This is a genomic window from Pseudomonas sp. DSV-1 (assembly GCF_035830915.1).
Classification (GTDB): Bacteria; Pseudomonadota; Gammaproteobacteria; order Pseudomonadales; family Pseudomonadaceae; genus Aquipseudomonas.
Genome location: NZ_JAYMYG010000002.1, coordinates 228746 through 251231, shown reverse-complemented (window position 1 = coordinate 251231; position 22486 = coordinate 228746). Strand labels below are relative to the sequence as shown.

Annotated in this window: 22 protein-coding genes and 1 pseudogene; 9 read left to right on the top strand and 14 right to left on the bottom strand. The window is 54.1% G+C overall.

What is annotated here, in order from left to right:
• Nucleotides 1-215: 215 nt before the first annotated feature.
• The 8 genes from VSQ83_RS25620 to VSQ83_RS25585 all read right to left on the bottom strand — a co-directional run bounded on the left by VSQ83_RS25620 (nucleotide 216) and on the right by VSQ83_RS25585 (nucleotide 10371).
• The gene (locus tag VSQ83_RS25620; protein ID WP_047304359.1) at nucleotides 216-3359 is read right to left on the bottom strand and encodes an efflux RND transporter permease subunit; all 3144 of its coding nucleotides are present in this window, start codon (nucleotides 3357-3359) and stop codon (nucleotides 216-218) included.
• Nucleotides 3356-4840 (bottom strand): efflux RND transporter periplasmic adaptor subunit, encoded by a 1485-nt coding sequence (locus VSQ83_RS25615; protein ID WP_047304361.1) that lies wholly within the window; start codon nucleotides 4838-4840, stop codon nucleotides 3356-3358. Before VSQ83_RS25615 ends, VSQ83_RS25620 begins: the two co-directional genes overlap by 4 nt.
• Nucleotides 4837-6093 carry a TolC family protein gene (locus VSQ83_RS25610; RefSeq protein WP_326427872.1) on the bottom strand — a complete coding sequence of 419 codons (1257 nt, stop codon included), beginning with the start codon at nucleotides 6091-6093 and terminating at the stop codon, nucleotides 4837-4839. Before VSQ83_RS25610 ends, VSQ83_RS25615 begins: the two co-directional genes overlap by 4 nt.
• A gap of 99 nt (nucleotides 6094-6192) precedes the next feature.
• Nucleotides 6193-6534 carry a hypothetical protein gene (locus tag VSQ83_RS25605; RefSeq protein WP_080896087.1) on the bottom strand — a complete coding sequence of 114 codons (342 nt, stop codon included), beginning with the start codon at nucleotides 6532-6534 and terminating at the stop codon, nucleotides 6193-6195.
• A 73-nt stretch (nucleotides 6535-6607) separates the two neighbouring features.
• Nucleotides 6608-7546 (bottom strand): copper homeostasis membrane protein CopD, encoded by a 939-nt coding sequence (gene copD / locus VSQ83_RS25600; protein ID WP_042556867.1) that lies wholly within the window; start codon nucleotides 7544-7546, stop codon nucleotides 6608-6610.
• A 3-nt stretch (nucleotides 7547-7549) separates the two neighbouring features.
• Entirely contained in the window at nucleotides 7550-7933 is a 384-nt protein-coding gene (gene copC / locus VSQ83_RS25595; protein ID WP_042556868.1) for a copper homeostasis periplasmic binding protein CopC, read from the bottom strand.
• Nucleotides 7934-8296: 363 nt separating this feature from the next.
• Nucleotides 8297-9685, bottom strand: a complete 1389-nt coding sequence (locus VSQ83_RS25590) for a heavy metal sensor histidine kinase (RefSeq protein ID WP_047304366.1) — start codon at nucleotides 9683-9685, stop codon at nucleotides 8297-8299.
• Nucleotides 9682-10371: a heavy metal response regulator transcription factor gene (locus VSQ83_RS25585; RefSeq protein WP_047304368.1), complete on the bottom strand. Its 690-nt coding sequence runs from the start codon at nucleotides 10369-10371 to the stop codon at nucleotides 9682-9684. The genes VSQ83_RS25590 and VSQ83_RS25585 overlap by 4 nt, the downstream gene beginning before the upstream one ends.
• A 204-nt stretch (nucleotides 10372-10575) precedes the next feature.
• On the opposite strand from VSQ83_RS25585, the gene VSQ83_RS25580 reads away from it, so the two are divergent.
• The 6 genes and pseudogenes from VSQ83_RS25580 to VSQ83_RS25555 all read left to right on the top strand — a co-directional run bounded on the left by VSQ83_RS25580 (nucleotide 10576) and on the right by VSQ83_RS25555 (nucleotide 15547).
• A complete protein-coding gene (locus tag VSQ83_RS25580) occupies nucleotides 10576-10929 on the top strand; it encodes a co-regulatory protein PtrA N-terminal domain-containing protein (protein WP_042556871.1) in 354 nt (117 codons plus the stop codon).
• 167 nt (nucleotides 10930-11096) lie between these two features.
• The gene (locus VSQ83_RS25575) at nucleotides 11097-11633 is read left to right on the top strand and encodes a cupredoxin domain-containing protein (RefSeq protein ID WP_326427869.1); all 537 of its coding nucleotides are present in this window, start codon (nucleotides 11097-11099) and stop codon (nucleotides 11631-11633) included.
• A 79-nt stretch (nucleotides 11634-11712) separates the two neighbouring features.
• Nucleotides 11713-11949, top strand: a complete 237-nt coding sequence (locus VSQ83_RS25570) for a DUF2933 domain-containing protein (protein ID WP_047303434.1) — start codon at nucleotides 11713-11715, stop codon at nucleotides 11947-11949.
• A 2-nt stretch (nucleotides 11950-11951) separates the two neighbouring features.
• A pseudogene (locus VSQ83_RS25565) lies at nucleotides 11952-12692 on the top strand (YHS domain-containing protein); the annotation flags it as partial.
• Between the two features lie 49 nt (nucleotides 12693-12741).
• A protein-coding gene (locus tag VSQ83_RS25560; protein WP_094991569.1) for an IS3 family transposase occupies nucleotides 12742-13904 on the top strand; the annotation gives its coding sequence in 2 pieces (ribosomal slippage) (nucleotides 12742-12997 and nucleotides 12997-13904; 1164 coding nt in all).
• Nucleotides 13901-15547 (top strand): copper-translocating P-type ATPase, encoded by a 1647-nt coding sequence (locus VSQ83_RS25555; RefSeq protein WP_326427866.1) that lies wholly within the window; start codon nucleotides 13901-13903, stop codon nucleotides 15545-15547. The genes VSQ83_RS25560 and VSQ83_RS25555 overlap by 4 nt, the downstream gene beginning before the upstream one ends.
• 149 nt (nucleotides 15548-15696) lie before the next feature.
• Here the strand turns inward: VSQ83_RS25555 and VSQ83_RS25550 are convergent, their stop codons facing one another.
• Genes VSQ83_RS25550 through VSQ83_RS25535 form a run of 4 tightly spaced genes read right to left on the bottom strand, consistent with a single transcriptional unit; the run spans nucleotide 15697 to nucleotide 17503 of the window.
• On the bottom strand, nucleotides 15697-15879 hold the full coding sequence (locus tag VSQ83_RS25550; RefSeq protein WP_050683282.1) for a DUF1289 domain-containing protein: 183 nt from the start codon (nucleotides 15877-15879) through the stop codon (nucleotides 15697-15699).
• 2 nt (nucleotides 15880-15881) lie between these two features.
• Nucleotides 15882-16253: a hypothetical protein gene (locus VSQ83_RS25545; protein WP_047303440.1), complete on the bottom strand. Its 372-nt coding sequence runs from the start codon at nucleotides 16251-16253 to the stop codon at nucleotides 15882-15884.
• A gap of 39 nt (nucleotides 16254-16292) precedes the next feature.
• Nucleotides 16293-17207 (bottom strand): CDF family Co(II)/Ni(II) efflux transporter DmeF, encoded by a 915-nt coding sequence (gene dmeF, locus VSQ83_RS25540; RefSeq protein ID WP_314492650.1) that lies wholly within the window; start codon nucleotides 17205-17207, stop codon nucleotides 16293-16295.
• A gap of 20 nt (nucleotides 17208-17227) precedes the next feature.
• Nucleotides 17228-17503 (bottom strand): metal/formaldehyde-sensitive transcriptional repressor, encoded by a 276-nt coding sequence (locus VSQ83_RS25535; protein WP_047303444.1) that lies wholly within the window; start codon nucleotides 17501-17503, stop codon nucleotides 17228-17230.
• A 365-nt stretch (nucleotides 17504-17868) separates the two neighbouring features.
• Between VSQ83_RS25535 and VSQ83_RS25530 the strand changes: the two genes are divergently transcribed.
• Nucleotides 17869-18069, top strand: a complete 201-nt coding sequence (locus VSQ83_RS25530) for a heavy-metal-associated domain-containing protein (RefSeq protein WP_019821359.1) — start codon at nucleotides 17869-17871, stop codon at nucleotides 18067-18069.
• Between the two features lie 118 nt (nucleotides 18070-18187).
• Here VSQ83_RS25530 and flgB read toward each other — a convergent pair whose 3' ends face one another.
• Nucleotides 18188-18601 carry a flagellar basal body rod protein FlgB gene (flgB, locus tag VSQ83_RS25525; RefSeq protein ID WP_047303446.1) on the bottom strand — a complete coding sequence of 138 codons (414 nt, stop codon included), beginning with the start codon at nucleotides 18599-18601 and terminating at the stop codon, nucleotides 18188-18190.
• 353 nt (nucleotides 18602-18954) lie between these two features.
• Here flgB and VSQ83_RS25520 point away from each other — a divergent pair, with 353 nt between their 5' ends.
• The gene (locus VSQ83_RS25520; RefSeq protein WP_047303448.1) at nucleotides 18955-19161 is read left to right on the top strand and encodes a co-regulatory protein PtrA N-terminal domain-containing protein; all 207 of its coding nucleotides are present in this window, start codon (nucleotides 18955-18957) and stop codon (nucleotides 19159-19161) included.
• Between the two features lie 176 nt (nucleotides 19162-19337).
• On the top strand, nucleotides 19338-21332 hold the full coding sequence (locus VSQ83_RS25515) for a copper resistance system multicopper oxidase (RefSeq protein WP_047303450.1): 1995 nt from the start codon (nucleotides 19338-19340) through the stop codon (nucleotides 21330-21332).
• Nucleotides 21333-21484: 152 nt separating this feature from the next.
• Here VSQ83_RS25515 and VSQ83_RS25510 read toward each other — a convergent pair whose 3' ends face one another.
• Complete coding sequence (locus VSQ83_RS25510) at nucleotides 21485-22465, bottom strand: IS5 family transposase (protein WP_106117533.1); 981 nt, start codon at nucleotides 22463-22465, stop codon at nucleotides 21485-21487.
• Nucleotides 22466-22486: the final 21 nt, after the last annotated feature.

Here is a 22486-nt window from a genome sequence, read left to right as displayed (position 1 = left end):
GCTCATCGAAACGCAGTGGCGGCAGCGTTCGTTTTTCTGGCAAGTGCAGGTGGGTAACGGCACTGACCACAGCGTATGTATCGAAATTAGCGAGTTTATGCAAAAGACATAAACTTGCTAATTTCGATACATACCGCGTGTAGGACCGATGAAAACGGGCTGTGCAGCTCAAAAGAGGCTGCAAGCGCAGCCCCTTTTGTATGCATTTTTACGCGTCAGTGCTTGCCGGGCTCAACGGACAAGTGTCGACGACGCATGAGGTGATAGGCCGCCGGGATCACAAACAGCGATAGCAAGGGCGCCGTAACCATACCTCCAATCATCGGGGCGGCAATGCGGCTCATCACCTCGCTGCCGGTACCGCTTCCCAAAAGTATTGGTAACAAACCAGCGATAACCACCGCAACGGTCATGGCCTTGGGTCGAACGCGCTGCACAGCGCCTTCACGAATCGCGGCCATCAACCCGCGTTCTGTGTTGTCACCGAGGTCTTGACGCTCGGCCCAGGCATTTTTCAGGTAGAGCAGCATGATCACGCCAAATTCGGCAGAAACACCGGCCAAGGCGATGAAGCCGACCCCGGTGGCGACCGACAGGTTGAACCCCAACAGATAGAGGAACCATGCCCCGCCAGTCAGGGCGAATGGCAGAGTGGCCATGATCAGCAGGGCCTCATCGAAGCGGGCAAAAGTCAGGTAGAGCAGCACGAAGATGATCAACAGCGTGGCAGGCACCACCAATTTGAGTCGTGCGTTGGCCCTTTCGAGAAACTCGAACTGCCCTGAGTAACTCAGGCTCATGCCGGGCTGCAACTTGACCTGTTCACTGACGACCCGACGCAGGTCGGCGACTATCGAGGCAATGTCCCGGCCACGCACGTCGATGTATACCCAACCGGAGGGCCGTGCATTCTCGCTCTTGAGCATCGGTGGGCCGTCGCTGACCTTGACCTTCGCCACAGTGGCGAGGGTGATCTGGCTCCCTAGCGGGGTGTAGATCGGCAACTGCTCCAGGGCGCCGAGCGAGTCACGCCACTCCCGAGGGTAACGCACGTTGATCGGGAAACGTGCGAGCCCTTCAATGGTCTCCCCGACGTTCTCACCGCCGATAGCACCGGCCACGATGGATTGCACATCGGCGATATTCAGTCCGTAGCGGGCGGCGGCTTTTCGGTCAATATCCACGTCGATGTAACGCCCACCGGTTAATCGCTCGGCCAAAGCCGAACTGACACCCGGTACGCCCTTAGCCACTCGCTCGACTGCCTGAGTCGCAGAATCGATTTCTGTCAGGTTGGTGCCGGCAATCTTTACACCAATAGGACTTTTGATCCCCGTAGCCAGCATGTCTATTCGGTTGCGAATTGGTGGTATCCAGATATTGGTCAGCCCAGGAACTCGCACCACTCGGTCCAGCTCTTCCACCAGTTTTTCCTGAGTCATGCCTGGGCGCCAATGCTCCTGTGGCTTGAACTGGATGGTGGTTTCGAACATCTCCAACGGCGCCGGGTCGGTGGCAGTTTCAGCACGACCGGCTTTACCAAAGACATGTTCGACCTCCGGCACGGTCTTGATCAGGCGGTCGGTCTGTTGCAGCAGTTGCGCCGCTTTCTGCGCCGACAATCCCGGCAGAGCCGAAGGCATATAGAGCAGGTCGCCTTCGTCCAAAGGCGGAAGAAACTCGCCACCCAAGCGCGACATTGGCCATAGTGCGCTGATAAAAACTAGCAACGCGACCAACAGCGTGGTCTTCGGTCGTCGCAAGACTGCATCCAGAGCCGGCTGGTAGATCCGGATCAGCCAGCGGTTCAACGGGTTCTGTTGTTCACTGGGAATTCGTCCCCGAATCCAGTAGCCCATCAACACAGGCACCAAGGTCACTGACAATCCCGCCGCTGCGGCCATGGCGTAGGTCTTGGTGAAAGCCAGCGGGCCGAATAGCCGCCCCTCTTGGGCTTGCAGGGTGAACACCGGAATGAACGATAGGGTGATGATCAACAAACAGAAGAACAGTGCTGGTCCAACTTCAGCCGCCGCTTCGGTCATCACGTGCCAATGACGTTCGTCCTTCAGTTCCTCCCCCGGATTGGCCATGTGCCAAGCCTCAACCTTCTTGTGCGCGTTTTCAATCATCACCACGGCAGCGTCGACCATGGCACCGATGGCGATGGCAATTCCGCCCAGGGACATGATGTTGGCGTTGATCCCTTGATAACGCATCACGATGAAGGCGATCAGCACCCCCACCGGCAGGGAGATGATTGCCACCAGAGATGAACGCAGGTGCCAGAGGAAGATGCCACACACCAACGCGACGACGATGAACTCTTCGATTAGCTTGTGGCTGAGATTTTCCACGGCGCGGTCGATCAGCTTGCTGCGGTCGTAGGTGGTGACAATTTCTACCCCCGCCGGCAAGCTGCTTTTCAACTCGTCGAGTTTGGTCTTGACCGCCGCAATGGTTTCGCGGGCGTTCTTGCCGCTGCGCAGAATTACCACGCCGCCGACCGTCTCGCCTTTGCCGTCGAGTTCGGTGATGCCACGCCGCATTTCCGGACCCAATTGGATCGTGGAGACATCGCCAAGGGTCACCGGCACACCGCCCGATCCCAGCTTGAGTGGGATCGCCCGAAAATCATTGAGCGTTTTCAAGTAGCCGGAAGCCCGCACAATGAACTCGGTCTCTGCCATTTCCAGGACGGCGCCACCGGTTTCCTGATTGGCCTTGCCGATCGCTTCGGTCACCTCGGCCTGCGTGATACCGAGGCTGGCCAATTTGAGTGGATCAAGCTGCACCTGGTACTGCTTGACCATCCCACCCACGGTGGCCACCTCGGCAACGTTGGGCAGAGTCTTGAGTTCGAACTTGAGGAACCAGTCCTGAAGTGCACGAAGTTGCGCCAGATCGTGTCCGCCACTGCGATCTACCAGCGCGTACTGGAAAATCCAGCCAACGCCTGTCGCATCTGGCCCCAACGCCGGTTTGGCGCTGGCTGGCAAGCGACTTTGTATTTGGCTCAGGTACTCCAACACCCGCGAGCGGGCCCAATACAAGTCAGTACCGTCTTCGAACAGCACATAGACAAAGCTGTCACCAAAGAAGGAGTAGCCGCGCACGGTCTTGGCGCCAGGCACCGAAAGCATGGTGGTGGCCAACGGATAGGTCACCTGGTTCTCGACAATCTGCGGTGCCTGTCCCGGATACGGGGTGCGGATGATCACCTGAACATCGGAGAGATCCGGCAGCGCATCAATGGGCGTGCTCTGTACCGACCAGATGCCCCAAGCCGTGACAAACAGTGTCGCCAGTAGCACCAGGAATCGGTTGGCTACTGACCACCGAATCAGAGCAGCAATCATAGCTGGCCCCCTGATTTCTCTAGACGCTCAACACGCAAGCCATCGTCGGTTTGACTAACAGCAATCCGGACCTTGTCGCCCGTTTTGAGGCCCTGCATCAGCGCCGGATTGGCGAGCGGGAACGTCATCGTCATGCCAGGCATGCCCAGCGTTTTGAAAGGACCATGGGCGAGCGTGACTTCTTTGTCGTTGATCTCAACGATCTGCCCATCCGCTTCATGAAAACTGGAGACTGCTGCGCTGGGTGGTGACTCTTCCTCCGAGCTTGCAACGATGCCCTTGAGACTGGCCTCCGAGTCGAGCAGGAACTGGCCAGAGGTAACCACCTTCTGGCCCTCTTCCAGACCTTTCAAGATCGCCGTCTTGTCATCGTTTTCCTGCCCGATCAACACTTCAACAGGACGATAGCGGCCAGCGTCTTCAGCAAGCATCACCAGAGCACGTCGACCGGTGCGAATGACGGCCTCGCTCGGCACCCACAACACACTTTGCTCCGTTGAACGATTGAGGCTCACTCGTGCGGTCATACCCGGCCTGAGAAGGCCTTCTGGGTTGGGTAACTCGACGCGTACGCGAAGGGTGCGGCTATCCGGATTGGTTTCCGGAAGAATCGCGCTGACGACGCCCTTGAGCACAACCCCAGGGAACGCGGGCAAATGCGCCTCTGCCGTTTGCCCCATGAGGATCGATCCAGATTCAGTCTCCGGAACGGCCAGGGCCAGCCAGACGCTACTCAAACCATTAACGCGTGCCAGTGTCTCGCCGGCGGCCACCGTCATACCCTCGCGCACATTGAGCTCTTGCAGCACACCACTAATAGGGCTGGTGAGGGTAAAGTTTGGTTGGACTTTGCCACTGCGCTCTACTTGAGCAATCGATGCCGCCGGCATCCCGGTGAGCCGCAAGCGCTGGCGAGCCACGGCCAGCAAGCCTGTATCGCCACTGCGCTTGAGTGCGAGAAACTCCTCCTGAGCCGCAGCCCACTCAGGTACAAGGATATCCGCCATGGCGGCATTGGCTTTGATCACGTCGCCAGGAGCATGGGCATACACGCGCTCGACGAAACCCGCCGTACGGGCTTGAATGACGGCGACGTCCCGTTCGTTGAAAGCCAACACTCCGACAACGTCCAGACTCGAAGCAAACACACCTCGACTGACGGTAGCCAGTCGCACACCGAGGTTCTGGGTCAGGCTTGGATCAATGCGAACAGTGTCACTGTCCCCCTTGCTATCCGCGTACTGAGGGACCATTTGCATGTCCATGAAGGGCGACTTACCCGGCTTATCGAATTTCTGTTGTGGGTACATGGGGTCGTACCAATACAGAACTTTGCGATCGACTGATGACTCAGGCTTCTGCTGCGGTGCTGCATCCGGTACCGAGCTCACCCCCGGTTGGGCCAACCAGTAACCACCGGCAACCCCCAAAGCAACTGAGATGCTGACAACAAATACCCCTTTCCGTGTTCTAGAGATCATTGAGCGGACTCCCCATAGGCGAAATACAGGCGAGCGCTGGTGAGAGCACGCTGCTCTTCAACATCAATCTGCTTGAGACGGGCTTCGATAAGCTCGCGCCGAGCAGCCACGACGGAGTTCAAATCGCCTTTGCCGGCGCGGTAGCTGGCCATGCTGAGCTCGACCTTCTCCTTGGCCAGAGGCAGCAGACTGTCCTGGGTTCGGCGAACGGCACGATTCAAGCGTTCATAATCGGCCAGCTCGTCCTCCAGTTGCTGGGTACGCTTGCGTGACAGGGCTTCCCGCTCGGCCTCTAGCTGGTTGAGTTCAGCGTGCTTGGCCGCAATTTTGGGGTTTTGCCGAGAGTCAGGAAACAGTGGTAGATCCCAGGAAAATTGCACACTGACCATGTCGCCGAACTGTCGGCCGCGATTCTGATAGTCGACTTCCCAGCTCCAATCCGACTGTTTTTCCGCTTCGGCTTCACGGACCTTGGCTTGCGCTTCGCGGGTCATTGGCGCAAAAGCTGCCAATTCTGGATGATGTTGCAGCTTATGAGAGTAGTCAGAGGCTTCGACAGGCCATTCAGGCAAGCTGCCCACAGGTTTGTCATTGGCGGCTGGTCCAATCCAGCGCTTCAGGGCAGCTCGGGCCTGCGCTCTCTGACGAATCAGATCGTCCTGCTGCTCTTCCAGTTGTGCCGCTTCCTGTTTGGGCGTTACTGCATCAGCAGGTTGAGCGCGGCCGCCGGCAATTTGTGCCCGGACGGTATCGGCCAGCAGACGGTTTTCTTTGTAGAGGTCCTGGAACAGAGTGTCTTTACGCTCAACCGAGTAGCTGTTGATCCAGGCCAACGCCGTGGCCTGACGAACCTTTAGACGTTCGACCCGGCGCTCAGCGGCGGCGCGTTCAATGGCCGCATCAGCGACCTCGATTCGGGCTTTGCGCTTGGCGCTGCTGGGCATCTCCTGACTGACTCCGACCATTCGCATAGTCATGAAGTCTTGGTCGATGCTCCAGCGATCCGGCCCCCCAATGGGGTAGTTCTGTACGCCTAGCAGCAACTTGGGATCGGGTAGTTCACCAGCGGGGATGGCCGCACTACTGGCAGCCTGAATTTTCGCGTCTTGTGCAGTCAGCGACGGCGCATTGTTTTCAGCCAGCTGCAAAGCTTCATCGAGTGTCAATGCGGCAGCGAGACTCGGCAATGCCAGTACGCTTGCCGCCAGGCCGGCCACGAGGGACCACCCTGTGCAATAGCACTTGGAGTTCATGTTCACGATTCCTGTGATGATCCACTGCGCGCTTCATCAGACATGCACGCAGATATGCCATCCCGCTAACGCGGAATGAGGCTCAGTGTGGTACAGGAATCAAATGCGGGGCGGTCGCCATACCCCTGAAGGGGTTTGGACAGGATGGGAGTCTATGGAGATGGACGCTTCGAGGGGGCTAGATAGGGGGACCAGAGGCTTGATGATAGAGACTTGCAGCATGCCGCCGGTCTTACACTCCTGGCCCGGCTTGCAGGGTTTACCATGCTCGGTGGGACTTTTCATGTCATGGCAGCAGTCTTGGCCCATGCCGTCCATCATCGCCATGCCCATGGTTTGCATGGGACACGGCTCTGTCGGCGCCTGAACACCCGCCATCCCACTGAGGGGAAGCGCCAAGCTAATCAGGAATATCAGGCAAAACCGTACATAGCGTGTCATGGACTGAAGTGTAGCCAGTAGAAATGGTGCTAACAATCCCGTTCCCGGCTTCTTGGTTAGCTGCCAGAAACCTCTATTGCGCGCTCATTTCCATTTCAGGACTTAGCGTGCCTAACCATGCGACCAGACAGATGATGAGGATTGCCATCAGGAATTCGAATTTCATGCTGCGGCGCAAGGCATTAACCGCTACAGAGTATTGACCATTGCGAACTGAGCGCTCCAACTGCGGGCTTAAGTGAAAGCGGTTCAGTGTGGCTAAAACGATCATCCCGGCAAAGAGCAGGATCTTCAAAAACAGCAGCTGACCATAGGTACTCAGCATGACCTCATCAAGGTTTGGACCGACGATGAAAAGGTAATTCACGACTCCCGTTACGCTTATGATCGCAACAATCACACCGCCGGCCGACTCAAAGCCAGTCAGCACGCGGGCAAGAATTCGTGCTTCCTCCTCGCCCTTCAGCGATTTCAACCGCAGCAGTAGAGCGAAGGCCGCTAGAGCACCCAACCAGCCACCTGCCGCTAATAAATGGAAAATATCGCTCAGAAAATGCCAGTAGCGGCGGCTGCCTTCGTCCATGGCACCGTGCCCTGTCCAGGCTAGCGTGGCCAACGCGATTGCTCCACACACGGTGACGATCCAGAGGCTGGGTGTCGGAAATCGTTTATTCAACGCGACGCCCATAATTGCCCCAACCAAGGCGGCTATTCGGACCATCCAGGTCAACCCAACGTCGGTGCCCATGATGACCATTTCAAAAATGTGGTGATGTAGCTCCATAAGCTCCGATACACCGCTCATTGCTTTCGCAAGCAACAACATCGAGGCAAGGGACAGAGCTACACCTGCAACAGAAGTACCGTAAAGAAGCGACTCAAAATTCAAGACCGTGCCCGATACCCTTTCTTTTCCCCTGAGACTGTACAAGCCAAATATGGCCAATCCAAATAACAACATCAGGTCAAAATAGAGAGCAAAGCGAACCACAATATTTATTGAGTCGCTCATGGATCATTTCACTTTGAAGGAAAAGTTGCCGGTGATCGGGTGGGTGTCCGAGGAAACTGCACGCCATTCAACTTTGTAGGTACCGGTCGTCAGAGGTGCAGCCGGCGTAATCACCATCGTTTTCGGATCACCGCCAGCAGCGACGGCGGCCTTTACACCCATTGGAGAGTTCGGCATGCCAGGCATATCGGTCATGATCAGTTTTGCACCGGAAAACTGAGTGGTGAGATTCTCGGAAAAGTGCAGTTCAATTTTCGAAGGGGCCGCCGCATCCGAGCCTTCCGCCGGAGTGGAAGAAAGGAGCTTTGGATGTGCTTGAGCTACGGCACTCAGAAGCAAACCAGCAGTAAGTGCAACAGCTACGGTCGTAGTTTTAAGGAATGACATGCAAGACTCCTCACAGCAAGAGCTGTTGATTTGAGGTTTGTTTGGGAAGAACTAGTTTGTAATTTTCAATTTAAAACCACTGATGGTTAACTCGGAGCTTCCATCTCTAGTGCAGGTTGAACACGAACATCTCGCTAAGCCCCAACGTCACAGTGCAAGAACACGATGCCACACGAACGCAAACTGTTCGATTACATTTCAGTCAGCTTGACACGCTGTTTGGGATCGAATTGGCGAAGGTCACAAGTCTTAGAAACGAGACCGCACGCCGCAAATACTGGGGTATTCACTCATTCAAAAAATTACGAAACTGGATGCAGGCCCAAGTCGCGCTAACGCCGTTGATCACAAATGCGGCATTGCTCAGCTGACCTGCAAGTCAACACTAGGAAACTCGAGATGAAAGGCCGTTTTACCGTCACTTGACGTACACCAGATTTTGCCATCATGCGCCTCAATAATTGATCGGGTAATCGACAAACCTAGCCCTGCGTTGCTTGGGCTTCCTTCCCTGCGCGCTGGGTCCACGCGATAAAAACGATCGAAGAGCTTTTCAAGATGTTCGGGGGCAATGGGTTCACCCTGGTTCTCCACGACGACCAATATCGACATCTCCTTCTGGAGGATTTCGACACTGATCATCTTCCCTTCCGAGGTGTAGCGAAGCGCATTAGAGAGCAGGTTAGATATAGCTCTGTGGAGCATAAGGACATCGCCTCGGACGCTGCCCCTTCCTGAAACCTTCAGTTCTATCCCTCGCTCATCTGCCAAAAGACGGTAGTATTCAAGCAGTTTCTCCACGACTTCCACCAAATCTATTGGTTTGTTCTCGTGGGTGATCAGACCATTGTCTGACTTCGCCAGAAATAGCATGTCATCAATCATCCGACTCATACGCTTCAAGTCATCAAGATTTGAGTACAGGTTGTCTTCGTAGTCTTCTATATCCCTTTTTCTTGAAAGCACGACTTCGGTGTGGGTCATCAAGTTGCTTACAGGAGTCCGTAGTTCGTGGGCAATGTCTGCGGAAAAATTCGATAACCGGACAAATGCATCGTCGAGTCTGGACAGCATTGCGTTAAAGGACAGCACCATTTGCTGAAGTTCTTTAGGAACAGGCGCTAAAGGGATGCGCTCTTTTAGTGATTTTGCTGACATAGAGGCGGCGACCCGCGTGACCTGGCGAATAGGCCGCATGCCACTGCTTGCTACCATCCAGCCAAGCGCCGCACTGACCAACGCGCTAATTACCAGCCCTATCCAAAACCAGCGCTCAAGCGTCTCGAAAAAAGACATATGCTGAGTAACGTCAAAGATCAAAATGACTGTCAACGGCTTGTCTTGCCCCGTTACAACGGCTTGTGCTGTCACGCCACGGAACATCTGCTCTTGCTCCCGCCACTCCCAGACGTTGTTGTTTGTGGTTGTGCGGAACTCCTTCGGAATATCTACCGGACCGGGATCTGCGAACAGCAGCTTGCCTTCACCATCGATTATTAGGGCCGTCAAATCACGGTGAGCACCCAGCAGCGCTTCCAACTCAGGCTTAAATTCGCTGAATTGATCGATGGTGTTCAACCCCGACAAAATTCTCTGGGTCGAGTGGAGCTTTTCGTTCAATGCCTGCTGATCCAGCATCTTAAAGTGATGCCGACTGAGGTTGTTGAAACTAAGTCCGGCGACCGTAAGCACGGCCGTTACCGCGAGCATGAACATCAGACTCATGCGAGTTGTCAGGGACATCCGATTCATTCCGACTCCGAATCAGGCGCGTCTAGCATGTAACCCATTCCCCTCGAGGTATGAATCAACTTGACCTCAAAGTCGTCATCTATCTTGGCCCTCAACCGTCTAACCGCAACCTCGATAACGTTGGTGTCGCTATCGAAGTTCATATCCCAAACCTGGGAAGCGATAAGTGACTTTGGCAGCACCTCCCCACGACGTCGCAGCAATAGCTCAAGCAACGCGAACTCTTTGGCCGTAAGGTCAATTCGCTTGCCTCCACGAATGGCTCGACGCTTGAGGAGGTCCACTTCCAGATCAGCCAATTTCATGTAGGTTTGCGAAGGCGCGCTGTTACCGCGACGCAGCAACGTTCTGACTCGAGCAAGCAATTCAGAAAATGCGAAGGGTTTGATCAGGTAGTCATCTGCGCCGAGTTCAAGTCCTTTAACTCGATCTTCAACGCGGTCTCTCGCTGTGAGAAAGAGCACGGGGACGTCTTTCCCGGAAGCGCGAACCTTCTGCAGAACTTCCCAGCCATCCAATCCAGGCATCATGACGTCGAGAATCAACAGGTCATACGCTTCGCTCAAAGCGTGCTGAAGCGCCTCTTTTCCATTAGTAAAACGATCAACATTGAACCCCGCCTCGGTGAGTCCTTGCTGCAAATAGATACCTATTTTTGGTTCGTCTTCAGCGACAAGAAGTCTCATGAGGTCGTTCTCTGATAGTGATGAAGCGGAGTCTGCAACGAAAACCGGCAGCCAACCAGCAACTGACAGAAAAGTAATATTGGCTTCAGGTAGATGTCAGCGAGCGCTGTCTAGGGTTCAAGCATGAGTACTTCCTGGTGCTCGACCGACTCTTTAACATGAACCGTTTGGGAGCCGGAAAACAATTCCATAAGGAGTTGCCCCATGAATCGCCTGAAAATTCTGTTTTTTGTGAGCTCAATACTCGTCTCAGCTTCTGTATGGGCTGAAAGTGGCGGAGACCGGGTGATAGAGCGCATGGAGGGTCTGCGCAACAAGGCAGAGGCTGTCCTGATACAAGCTGAAAACGCCCCTGAAGGTCAGCGTCATGTCCACATGACCGAGCATATGAAGATGCTGGGAGAGCTCATGAGTCAACTCCATAAAGATCATCCAGACGCCTCAATGTCACCTCAGCAGCATCTCGCCTGGATGGAAAAGCACGACAAAATCGTCGATGACGTTTTGAACCAAATGCAGCGCGAGCACAAATTGATGCTTTCAGAGAATCATCAGTGAAAAACGGCTTCCAAGGGGCTTTTTGAACAGTAACGTTAAATACGGCGTCGTTTGGACGCCGTGCTTTTTTGAAAACTGACAGAAATGTAGTGTTCAGGTCAGTTAACTGGCAGCTCCGTGTCTTTAGCATAGCCAGTGCTCCCACTCCTCTTACTCTCGAGGTCACTATGAAAATTAAGCTCGTTACCCCTGTCATCGCGGCAATCACTCTACTCTTCGGTGCTACGGCTATGGCCAGCGCAGGGCATGGGAAAGAGGACATCGGCCAGCCTGGAGTCGCCTCTGAGGTTACCCGTACGGTGGAGGTCGAGATGGGCGATATTTTCTTCAAACCTGAAAGCATCAACGTAAAGCCTGGTGAAACCATTCGATTTGTCCTTCGCAATGAGGGTTCGCTGCTGCACGAGTTCAACATCGGCAAAGCCGCTGCTCATGCAGCACACCAAAAAGAAATGGCGAGCATGTTCCAGAACGGGACGCTTAACCCCACCGGTACCGGGAAAACGATGAGCGGTATGAGCCACAGCATGGGCGGAATGAAGATGGTCGGAATGGAGCACAACGACCCGAATAGCGTCCTGATTGAGCCTGGCTCAACCCAAGAACTGATCTGGACCTTCAACGACAGCACAGGCCTTCAGTTTGCCTGCAATGTGCCCGGACATTACCAATCGGGAATGGTCGGTCAGTTTGACCTGAAATAAGCCTAAGCCGGCTTCTCCCACCGCTTCGACACAGGAGTTGGCTACGCTCTGTTGCAGAGTACACAGTGAGGCTTAGATCATGAGTAACCATCAGCGTCTGGATGGAAACACCACCGCACCATTTTGGAGGCGCAAAACAGGCGTTGTACTAATCATGCTCATTGCGATTGGTGCCTTCTACGTGTTGCGGGAGCATTTCAGCCACGTTTATCCATTTTGGCCTTATCTGATTCTGTTGATCTGTCCATTGATGCATTTTTTTGGACATCGCCATGGCGATCAGGCAGCAACCCACAAGGACAAAGAAGGGAAATAGCCATGCCTAACATATCGAGCCACCACGACCACAGTCACGCCCATGCTGCTCCGCTAAATGACGATGATCTACGTGACCCGGTGTGCGGAATGGCAGTCACTTCATCAAGTAAATTTGGTGAGTCTTATCAGGGACAGAAGTATCAATTCTGTAGCCTGAAATGCCAGGAGAAGTTTCGAGCTGATCCTGAACGCTTCAGCAGTAATGTTTCGAGCGCCGAATCCCGTGTCACCACTCCAGAGTCTGCGGTACAAACAGGCACTGAGTTTACCTGTCCGATGCACCCGGAAATACGTCAGCCCGGACCCGGCAACTGCCCTAAATGTGGCATGACATTAGAGCCGGTCATGCCCGCGCTCGATGAAGAAGAAAATCCTGAACTCCGGGATTTCGCCCGCCGCTTTTGGTGGTCGCTGCCATTAACCGTGATAGTGACCTTGCTCGCCATGGCGGGACACACGTTACAACTTTTCCATGGCCCGATCCAAAACTGGATCGAGCTGGCTCTGGCGACACCGGTGACCTTGTGGGCAGGTTGGCCTTTTTTTGTCAGAGGCATAGCCTCTATTAGAAATCGCAGTCCAAATATGTGGACACTGATTGGGTTGGGTACCGCCGCAGCATACCTTTACAGCGTCATGGCAACGCTCTTACCTCAAAGCTTTCCGGCCACCTTCATGCAAGATGGACGCATCGGCGTCTACTTCGAAGCCGCAGCGGTCATCATCTGTAGTGGTCTAATGAAACCGGACACCCATTTAGGCGAGAATGCTCGCCAGATCGAGGTGTCAGATGACCAAACAACGCCGCTCCTTTACTCCTGAATTCAAGCGCGAGGCTGCCGACCTTGTGCTCAAGCAAAACTACAGCTACATCGAAGCCAGCCGTTCACTCGGCATTGGTGAGTCGGCATTGCGCCGCTGGGTTGACCAGATTCAGAAAGAACATAAAGGCGTCACCCCGCAGAACAAAGCACTGACTCCTGAACAGCAAAAAATTCAGGAGCTGGAAGCTCGGATTGCTCGGCTTGAGCGAGAGAAATCAATATTAAAAAAGGCTACCGCGCTCTTGATGTCGGAAGATCACGAGCGTTCGCGCTGATTGACCAGTTGAGCGCACATGAGCCGGTTGATTGGCTGTGCAAGGTGTTTGACGTCACTCGCTCGTGTTACTACGCCCAGCGCCTGCGGCGCCGCTCACCCGCTGTTGAACGGCTTCGATTGCGTAGGCGTGTCAGTGAGCTGTTCTCACAAAGTCGCAGTGCTGCGGGCAGTCGCAGCATTTTGTCGCTGATGCGTGAAGACGGTGAGCAGATCGGTCGATTCAAAGTGCGCAGCTTGATGCGCGAGCTTGATTTAGTCAGCAAACAACCCGGCTCCCATGCCTACAAACGAGCAACAGTAGAAAGACTGGATATCCCGAACACATTGAACCGCGAGTTCGACGTGCCAGCGCCCAATCAAGTCTGGTGCGGCGATATCACCTACATTTGGGCGCAAGGAAAGTGGCATTACCTGGCTGTCGTCCTGGATCTTTGTACGCGTCGGATCGTGGGCTGGGCGCTGTCGGAAAAGCCAGACGCTGAGCTGGTGATCAAAGCGCTAGATATGGCTTACGAGCAGCGTGGCAGGCCTTCGGATCTGCTATTCCACTCGGACCAGGGATCGCAATATGCAAGCCGACTCTTTCGCCAGCGGTTGTGGCGATACCGCATGCGCCAGAGCATGAGTCGACGAGGAAACTGCTGGGATAACGCACCGATGGAGCGCGTATTTCGCAGCTTGAAAACAGAATGGATACCGACCGTGGGCTATCGAACTGCGCAGGAAGCACAGCGCGATATCAGCCATTTTTTGATGCATCGCTACAATTGGATTAGGCCTCATCAATTCAACGATGGGTTGGCTCCAGCGCGGGCCGAGGAAAAACTTAAAGTCGTGTCCGGGATAAGTTGACCACTACAATCTCACTCACCTTGCTTGGGCAGATTCTTGAGCTCAAAGCACGATCGCAAACCTCCGCCGCCATCAAGTCCCTTCTCGGCCTGTCGCCCAAGACAGCACGCCGGATCAATACCGATGGACAGGAAGAAGACATTCCTCTCACCCATGTCCACCTTGGAGACCATCTACGGGTCAGACCCGGTGAAAAGGTTCCAGTTGATGGCTCAGTACTGGAAGGTGAAAGTGCGGTGGATGAGTCCATGCTTACTGGCGAACCAGTGCCGGTAATGAAGAGAGCTGGAGATAGTCTGATCGGTGCCACGCTCAATACACATGGCAGCTTGGTAATGGAGGCGCAGAAGGTCGGCGCCGAGACCATGCTGTCACAGATAGTACAGATGGTCGCTCGGGCTCAGCGGTCCAAAGCACCAATGCAACGAATGGCCGACTCGATTGCTGGCTACTTTGTGATGGGTGTTATCGCGATTGCGATACTGACATTTGTCGGCTGGGGGCTTTTTGGCCCTGAGCCCAGTTGGGTGTTTGGTCTGATCAACGCTGTTGCTGTGCTGATCATCGCTTGTCCCTGTGCGCTAGGTCTTGCTACGCCCATGTCGATCATGGTTTCGACGGGTAAAGCGGCCAGCATGGGGGTGCTGTTCAGGGATGCCAGCGCCATCGAAAACCTTTGCAAGATCGACACGCTGATTGTCGATAAGACCGGCACCCTGACAGAGGGACGGCCAGTGTTTCACAGTGTGGAGGCCACACCCAGTTTCAATCCCCACGATGTTCTCCAGCTTGCTGCCAGTCTTGATCAGGGCAGCGAACATCCCTTGGCTCATGCAATCGTCGATCACGCCCGAACTAAGAACATTAAGCTCACCAAGCCAGAGTCTTTCGAGTCTGGTTCAGGTATTGGGGTCAGTGGGATCGTTGATGGTAAGAAGATCGAGCTGGGGAACACCGCATTGATGGAAGCCGTAGGCGTAAGCGCCACTCCCCTACAAGAGCGTGCTGAGGCGTTGCGACGTGATGGCATTAGCATCATCTACCTCGCAGTCGACGGGGCATTGGCGGGGTTGTTGGCAGTATCAGATCCAATTAAGCCGACCTCCAAAGAAGCAGTCACCAAACTCAAGGCTGATGACATCAAAATCATCATGGCAACTGGCGACGGGCTATCCACCGCTCGGGCAGTCGCCAGGGAGATGGGGATTGAAGAAGTCCATGGTGAAGTGAAACCTCAGGACAAGGAGCGTCTGGTCGCAGACCTTCAGCAATACGGCCGGAAGGTCGCCATGGCCGGTGACGGTATCAACGATGCACCAGCTCTGGCCCGAGCAGATGTGGGCATTGCCATGGGGACAGGGACTGACGTAGCGATGAATAGCGCGCAACTCACGCTGGTAAAAGGTGACCTGATGGGAATTTTACGAGCACGGGCTCTTTCGGTCGCAACAGTAAAAAACATGCGGCAAAATTTGGGTTTCGCCTTTCTTTACAACTCAATGGGCATTCCTCTTGCCGCAGGCTTGCTCTATCCACTGACGGGACATCTTCTGTCGCCAATGATCGCTGCCATAGCCATGAGCGTCAGTTCTGCATCTGTAGTTTTCAATGCATTGAGACTGAGAAATACCCGAATTGACTGAGCTGCAAAATTGCAGCGCACTTGCCATGCGTTTGCATACGACCTGACCAGTCATTCGCATTTGACTGATCAGCGATTGAGAATTTGACCAACCAGACATCAAAGCTGAGGGGCTCATAACGACCCAAAGCGGTAAACCTGGGCAAGTGACTACCCATGTGCTTTCTTCAGTCCCTTCAAGCGCACATTCGCCCTTTGCACAGCGGCCATTTTTTCAGGCCGCTTCATGCGTTTCCATTTTCTGATGTCTTCCTTGCTTCGCCCACAGCTCACACACAGATCACCACTGAGTTGGCAAACTGAGATGCAGGGATTCTCGATTTCTTTAGCCATTGTCAGCCACCTTTGGACACACGTGATTGAGTCAGGCGGGTGTTCCAGTCACCTCCGTGAGTTCGCTGACACTCCTCCTCAGAGTCGAAGCGGACGTTAAGGTCTGAAGGGATCAGCTCGATGTTGGCCTCATTCAGCGCTAAGGCCGTCAACTCAAAGATGCGCGCCTTAGCGTTAACCTGGGCGCGCTTTCTGTCAGCCTGGGTTTCGAACACCCAGATTACCTTCAGGGTTTCAGCCAATGCGCTCAGGTCAGCGGCATGAGTGAGCCAGGTAAAGCCTTCGATTTCACCTTTGGCTGTTTCGCACGCTTCGGTGAGCGTGGTCATCAACCGACGTTCGATTCGTGCCAGTTCACGTTTCCCTGGAGGCATTGCGGGTTCCTTTGGAGACAATGGTGGGGAGCCGCTGAATCAGACAGGTCGAAACTCGACCGTTAGATGGCTGACTTCGTGGACCGGCTTGAGACGTTCACGAATTCTATCGGCGTTCGCAGTGGCCTCACCAAGGACGCTGACGATGGCCGCATGGGCTTGCGGTCCAATCCGCCAGACGTGCAAGTCCGTGATAGTGGCATCCCCCGGTTTCTCAATCAGTTCGCGGATTTCCTCGGCAACGTGTGCGTCTGTCTGATCCAGTAGTATTCCTGCGGTGGCCCCCATCAAGGTCCATGCCCAGCGCGCGATAACAATGGCGCCGACAATGCCCATAACCGGGTCTAGCCAAACCCAGCCGAGATACCGGCCGGCGAGCAGTGCAGCAATGGCCAGAACCGAAGTCAGCGCGTCTGCAATTACGTGAACGTAGGCCGATTTCAGGTTGTTGTCGTTCCCGTGATGGGCATGGCCGTGATCGTGATCGTGCCCATGACTGTGCCCGTGGCCCAGCAGTAAGGCACTGACAATGTTGACGATCAATCCGACAATCGCGATGAGCGTAGCGGTGCCGAACTGAACTTCCGTTGGCTGCAAGAGGCGCATGACAGACTCAATGCCAATTCCCAGGGAGACCATACCGAGAATCAGTGCCGAGGCGAATCCGCCCAAGTCTCCAACCTTTCCGGTACCGAAACTGTAGCGCTGGCTGGAAGCATGGCGTTTTGCGTATCCGTAAGCGGCGGCCGCGATGCCCAATGCGCCAGCATGGGTTGCCATGTGGAAGCCATCGGCCAGTAACGCCATCGAACCCGTAATATAGCCGGCGGTGATCTCGCCAACCATCATCACCACCGTCAGTGCCACAACCCAAAGCGTACGCTTGGCATTTTCGTCGTGCGCTGAGCCAAGGAACACGTGGTCGTGTGTGTAATTGATGTTGGTGCTGCTCATGAGTGTGTACCTAGATGCGTTCACTTGGCGTAACGGCGAATGGCTTCAAGAAGCTCTTCGACGCCCTTGTTACGCTCTTCTTCGCTGAGCGCAGGGTTCGCGACATGCTCCCGCGCGTGGTCCTCGATGATTTCCTCCATTAAGCCGTTGATTGCTCCGCGAGTGGCAGCAACAAGGTGTAGTGTTTTTGCGCAATCGAGATCCGATTCCAATGCCCGTTCAACGGCTTGGATTTGTCCGGCTATGCGTTTTACGCGGTTGAGAAGATTTTCTTTGTTTGCTGCAATATGGCCCATGGGATCCCCCCCTACCTATGTATTGTGCATGATAGGCATACCCCCTATACCTATACAAGATCAAAGAACGGAGAGAGCATCTACAGTCCCTGGCAGGAAAGAGGCTTCAAGTGCGAGCGAGGAACGAGAGGAGCTGTAATGTCCGCCTCTGGCCGTTCTTTGCCGGCCATGGCCAAAAGAAGCGTACTGGTCGAATACGCTGCAAATGGTTGGTCAGGTCAAATGCAAACGGCTGGTTAAGTCTGCGCAAATACCCATCAATGACGCTCACAACCCGAAACATATAGCTGTTGACCTTGCCATCGTGTCAACGTTGATGCTGTCGGTGCGGTGAAAAGAGACCGCTCAGCACGAGAGGAATAACCATGTTCGTCTTAGATGTATCAGGCATTGGTTGCGGCAGTTGCGTCAGCAAAATTACCAAAGCGATTCAGTCACTGGACAACGAAGCTACAGTTTCCGTGGATCGGTCAGCCGGTAAGGTAAGTGTTGAAAGCAGCGAAAGCCCAGAGCAGATTCGTAAAGCTGTAGAGGCGTTGGGTTTTCCTTCCCAGATCAGCGCTTGAATGCTGGCACCTTTCCATGGTCAGGGCCCCGTATACAGGGGCTCCCCTTGGTTAACCCCTCAGGGAATACCGAAGCAGCCACGTCGGCCACAATTACCGCTCGCAAGCCCTTGCGCTACTAATCACCTCGCAGAGCTTTGAGCAAACCTTTGAATGCTCCATTCAACCGAGTAAAAGCGGCGTCGAAACGTATTCCATTTTCTGTGTACTTTGCGACCTCAACCTGCTGATCGACAGTATTTTGGTCAATGGCAGGTTGAGCCGGTGTACTGTAAAGCAAACTAACTCCATAAATATCACTGACGGATTCTATTCCGGCAATGTGTTTTACATTTGTCGTTTCCAAAGAAAATAGAGTGGCAGGTGTTTTTTCTATTTCGCGGGCGAGCACAGTAGAAAAATCTAAATCTCGGGCCTTGTAGTTCGGCGTATCAGCATTTGCGATGTTGTTACTCAGGATTTCGGCTCTTTGGCTACGAAGATTCAAAGCTCTTTCCGCTACGCCGACCGCTTTTTCGAAACTAATACTCAAGCAATAATCCTCAACAAGCTCACTTAATGTGCTACGCGATACCTCCGGTATTCACATCTCCGACCAGTAGAGGTTCAAAGACGTAGTCACCTTGAGTAACGAAAACCTACAAAGGTTCGCCCGTTGATATTGTTAGTGAGTAAATATCGATGCGCGCTGGAAGACCGAGACCTTAAGGACTAAATACGGTGTTCTTCAAGAGAAATATCGCAACCTGACGCAACTGTAATATTGGCCTAAGCTTCCCGACAGCGGGTGAGTCTTATAGTCCTATTGAGCCTAATGCTCACCCGCTACGAATCAATGCACGATTGGATTCAGGGGCGGCCAGTACTGATCTGAGGAAACCCAAAATGAACACTATCAAATCCTTGTTCGTCATCGCTGCTCTGACCATTTCATCTTTGGCTATGGCTGAGGGCGGTGGTGATCGGACTTTCGCACGTATGGAATTGGCCAGGAATAATTCGGTGGAATCGTACCAGGTAGCTCAAACGCAGAGCTCTCAACCGCCTGTCGCTGAGAGCAAAGCCAAAGCGATGGATCATAAAAACTGCTGAACGATTAGGCACGCGGCCAAGCTGACAGAAATGTAATCACTAAGGTGGTTTAGATGTGGCAATTTCTGAGCTCGCTTGCTGTAAATATTCGTCTTTTTAACGGTAAGCGAAGCTCATCTTGCCAACTCACGGGTTGTTTTGAACGGCTCCCTTTTGACTGATTGGAAATAAACGGCATGCATTCCAAAACCTCTAGACGGACATTCGTTAAAGGCCTAGCCGCCGGCGGCATCCTTGGCGGCCTTGGTCTGTGGCGCACTCCTGTATGGGCAGTGACCAGTCCAGGCCTGCCGAGCGTCCTAACCGGCAACGAATTTGATCTGTTTATTGGTGAAACCCCTGTAAACATCACCGGCTCGCCGCGCACGGCCATGACCATCAATGGATCATTGCCAGGACCCTTGCTGCGTTGGCGCGAAGGAGAGACAGTCACACTGCGTGTGAAAAATCGCTTGGACCAGGACACTTCCATCCATTGGCACGGGATCATCCTGCCGGCCAATATGGACGGCGTACCCGGATTAAGTTTCCATGGCATCGCACCCGACGGTATGTACGAGTACAAATTCAAGGTCCATCAGAACGGTACGTATTGGTATCACAGCCACTCGGGCTTACAGGAGCAGGCAGGCGTTTACGGGCCAATCGTTATCGACTCGAAAGAACCTGAACCTTTTCAATACAACCGCGACTACGTGGTGATGTTGACTGACTGGACCGATGAAGATCCTAGTCGCGTCATGGCGAAGCTTAAGAAGCAATCTGACTACTACAACCACCACAAACGTACCGTTGGCGATTTCATCGACGATGTCAGCAAGCAAGGCTGGTCATCTGCCGTAGCCGACCGAAAGATGTGGGCAGAAATGAAAATGAACCCCACTGACCTCGCAGACGTCAGTGGAGATACTTACACCTACCTCATGAATGGCCAGGCGCCCAACGGTAACTGGACCGGTATTTTCAAAACGGGTGAGAAGCTGCGCCTTCGTTTTATTAACGGCTCGGCGATGAGCTATTTCGACGTTCGAATTCCTGGCTTGAAAATGACCGTTGTGGCCGCCGACGGCCAACACGTCAAACCGGTCAGCGTCGACGAATTCCGCATCGCCGTAGCTGAAACGTATGACGTGATAGTTGAGCCCGCCAGTGAAGAGGCTTACACCATCTTCGCCCAGTCTATGGACAGAACCGGGTATGCACGCGGAACCCTCGCAGTTCGCGAAGGATTAAAGGCACAAGTGCCTGCGATCGACCCCAGGCCTCTTTTGTCCATGGATGACATGGGAATGGGCGGTATGGCTGGTATGGACCATGGCAGCATGGCTGGTATGGGCAGCGGCGACATGTCCGGCATGGCTGGCATTGATCACAGCAAGATGGCGGGCATGGACCAAAGTGACATGACCGGGATGACCGGCATGGACGGCGGTGATATGACTAGCATGGCTGGTATGGATCACAGCAAGATGGCTGGTATGGACAAAGGCGACATGGCCAACATGGCTGGTATGGATCACAGCAAGATGGCGGGCATGGACAAAGGCGATATGTCCAACATGGCCGGCATGGACCACAGCAAGATGGCAGGAATGGGCGGTGGTGATATGTCGGGGATGGCTGGCATGGGTAGTATGGGTGGAGAAATGCAGACTCACCCAGCCTCCGAAACCAACAACCCCTTGGTTGATATGCAAGCCATGACCCCGACGCCAAAGCTAAACGATCCAGGCATCGGTTTGCGGAACAATGGTCGTCGAGTCCTCACCTATTCAGACCTGAAAAGCACTTTCCAGGACCCTGATGGCCGCGAGCCCAATCGCACCATTGAGCTGCATTTGACCGGTCACATGGAAAAGTTTTCCTGGTCCTTCAACGGCATCAAATTTTCTGACGCTGAGCCCCTTCGTCTCAAGTATGGGGAGCGTCTTCGCATCACCTTGGTAAACGACACCATGATGACGCACCCCATTCACCTTCACGGAATGTGGAGCGACCTTGAAGATGAAAACGGCAAGTTCATGGTGCGCAAGCACACAATCGACATGCCACCAGGTACCAAGCGCAGCTATCGAGTCACCGCCGATGCCTTAGGTCGCTGGGCCTATCACTGCCACCTGCTTTTCCATATGGAAATGGGCATGTTCCGTGAAGTACGGGTTGATGAGTAAAGGAGACGATCTGTGAGCACATACCTAAGGATGCTCCGATCAACTTGCTGCGCGGCGGCCGCAAGTCGTAATTTGCACGGCACGCAGCGCTATTTGCTCAAAACGACCTGATGCAGTGTTCATCGAGGGCGTTTTTCGCCCGGTTTTCCATGTTAAGCGCGCAACTCGCCCATACCCATCAGTTGTTTTCGAGCCATCCACAGGTTCGACAGGGCGAACAATGTGGTCAACTGAGCCGTGTTTTTCATCAGCCCACGAAAGCGCACTTTCACGTACCCAAATTGGCATTTGATCACCCGAAACGGATGTTCGACCTTGGCCCGTGTCTGGGCTTTGCAGTACTCAATCTTGCGCTTGGCCTTGTAGAGCACGCTGCGTTTATTCAACTTGGAATAGGTGCTGCGGCGCGCCGCGATTTGCCAGATCACTTCACGATTTTCATGCTCTTCACGCTTCTCAACGCCGGTGTATCCGGCGTCTGCATACACTGCATTTTCTTCGCCATGCAAAAGCTCGGCGACCTGTGTGACATCGGCGACGTTGGCGGCGGTGCCGTGGACGTGATGAACCAAGCCGGACTCGACATCAGCGCCAATATGGGCCTTCATTCCGAAGAAATACTGGTTACCTTTTTTGGTCTGATGCATCTCGGGGTCGCGCTTTCCCTCTTCGTTTTTAGTCGAACTGGGAGCATGAATAATGGTGGCATCGACGATAGTGCCCTGACGCAGAGACATGCCTTTGCCCTGCAAATAACCATTGATGACCGCGAGGATTGCAGGTGCAAGCTGATGCTTTTCCAATAAGTGCCGGAAATTCATGATCGTGGTGTCTTCAGGTATCGGGGCGCTCAAGGTCAAACGTGCAAACTGGCGCATGGGCGTGATTTCGTAGAGCGTTTCTTCCATGGTCGGATCGCTCAGGGAAAACCAATTCTGCAACAGATGAATACGCAGCATGGTTTCCAGAGGATAGGGTTTTCTGCCGCCACCGGCCTTGGGGTAGAACGGCTCGATCAGGCCCAGCAGACCCGTCCAGGGCACGACCTGATCCATCTCGGCGAGGAAGCGTTCGCGGCGTGTCTGCTTGCGCTTGCCGGCGTATTCGAAATCGGAAAAGCTCATCTGGCTCATAGGCGGCTCGGATCAGGTGGT

Coding starts and splice junctions, on each gene's coding strand:
- VSQ83_RS25620 (WP_047304359.1), bottom strand. CDS start 3,359: ATGATTGCTGCTCTGATTCGGTGGTCAGTAGCCAACCGATTCCTGGTG.
- VSQ83_RS25615 (WP_047304361.1), bottom strand. CDS start 4,840: ATGATCTCTAGAACACGGAAAGGGGTATTTGTTGTCAGCATCTCAGTT.
- VSQ83_RS25610 (WP_326427872.1), bottom strand. CDS start 6,093: ATGAACTCCAAGTGCTATTGCACAGGGTGGTCCCTCGTGGCCGGCCTG.
- VSQ83_RS25605 (WP_080896087.1), bottom strand. CDS start 6,534: ATGACACGCTATGTACGGTTTTGCCTGATATTCCTGATTAGCTTGGCG.
- copD (WP_042556867.1), bottom strand. CDS start 7,546: ATGAGCGACTCAATAAATATTGTGGTTCGCTTTGCTCTCTATTTTGAC.
- copC (WP_042556868.1), bottom strand. CDS start 7,933: ATGTCATTCCTTAAAACTACGACCGTAGCTGTTGCACTTACTGCTGGT.
- VSQ83_RS25590 (WP_047304366.1), bottom strand. CDS start 9,685: ATGAATCGGATGTCCCTGACAACTCGCATGAGTCTGATGTTCATGCTC.
- VSQ83_RS25585 (WP_047304368.1), bottom strand. CDS start 10,371: ATGAGACTTCTTGTCGCTGAAGACGAACCAAAAATAGGTATCTATTTG.
- VSQ83_RS25580 (WP_042556871.1), top strand. CDS start 10,576: ATGAATCGCCTGAAAATTCTGTTTTTTGTGAGCTCAATACTCGTCTCA.
- VSQ83_RS25575 (WP_326427869.1), top strand. CDS start 11,097: ATGAAAATTAAGCTCGTTACCCCTGTCATCGCGGCAATCACTCTACTC.
- VSQ83_RS25570 (WP_047303434.1), top strand. CDS start 11,713: ATGAGTAACCATCAGCGTCTGGATGGAAACACCACCGCACCATTTTGG.
- VSQ83_RS25550 (WP_050683282.1), bottom strand. CDS start 15,879: ATGGCTAAAGAAATCGAGAATCCCTGCATCTCAGTTTGCCAACTCAGT.
- VSQ83_RS25545 (WP_047303440.1), bottom strand. CDS start 16,253: ATGCCTCCAGGGAAACGTGAACTGGCACGAATCGAACGTCGGTTGATG.
- dmeF (WP_314492650.1), bottom strand. CDS start 17,207: ATGAGCAGCACCAACATCAATTACACACACGACCACGTGTTCCTTGGC.
- VSQ83_RS25535 (WP_047303444.1), bottom strand. CDS start 17,503: ATGGGCCATATTGCAGCAAACAAAGAAAATCTTCTCAACCGCGTAAAA.
- VSQ83_RS25530 (WP_019821359.1), top strand. CDS start 17,869: ATGTTCGTCTTAGATGTATCAGGCATTGGTTGCGGCAGTTGCGTCAGC.
- VSQ83_RS25520 (WP_047303448.1), top strand. CDS start 18,955: ATGAACACTATCAAATCCTTGTTCGTCATCGCTGCTCTGACCATTTCA.
- VSQ83_RS25515 (WP_047303450.1), top strand. CDS start 19,338: ATGCATTCCAAAACCTCTAGACGGACATTCGTTAAAGGCCTAGCCGCC.
- VSQ83_RS25510 (WP_106117533.1), bottom strand. CDS start 22,465: ATGAGCCAGATGAGCTTTTCCGATTTCGAATACGCCGGCAAGCGCAAG.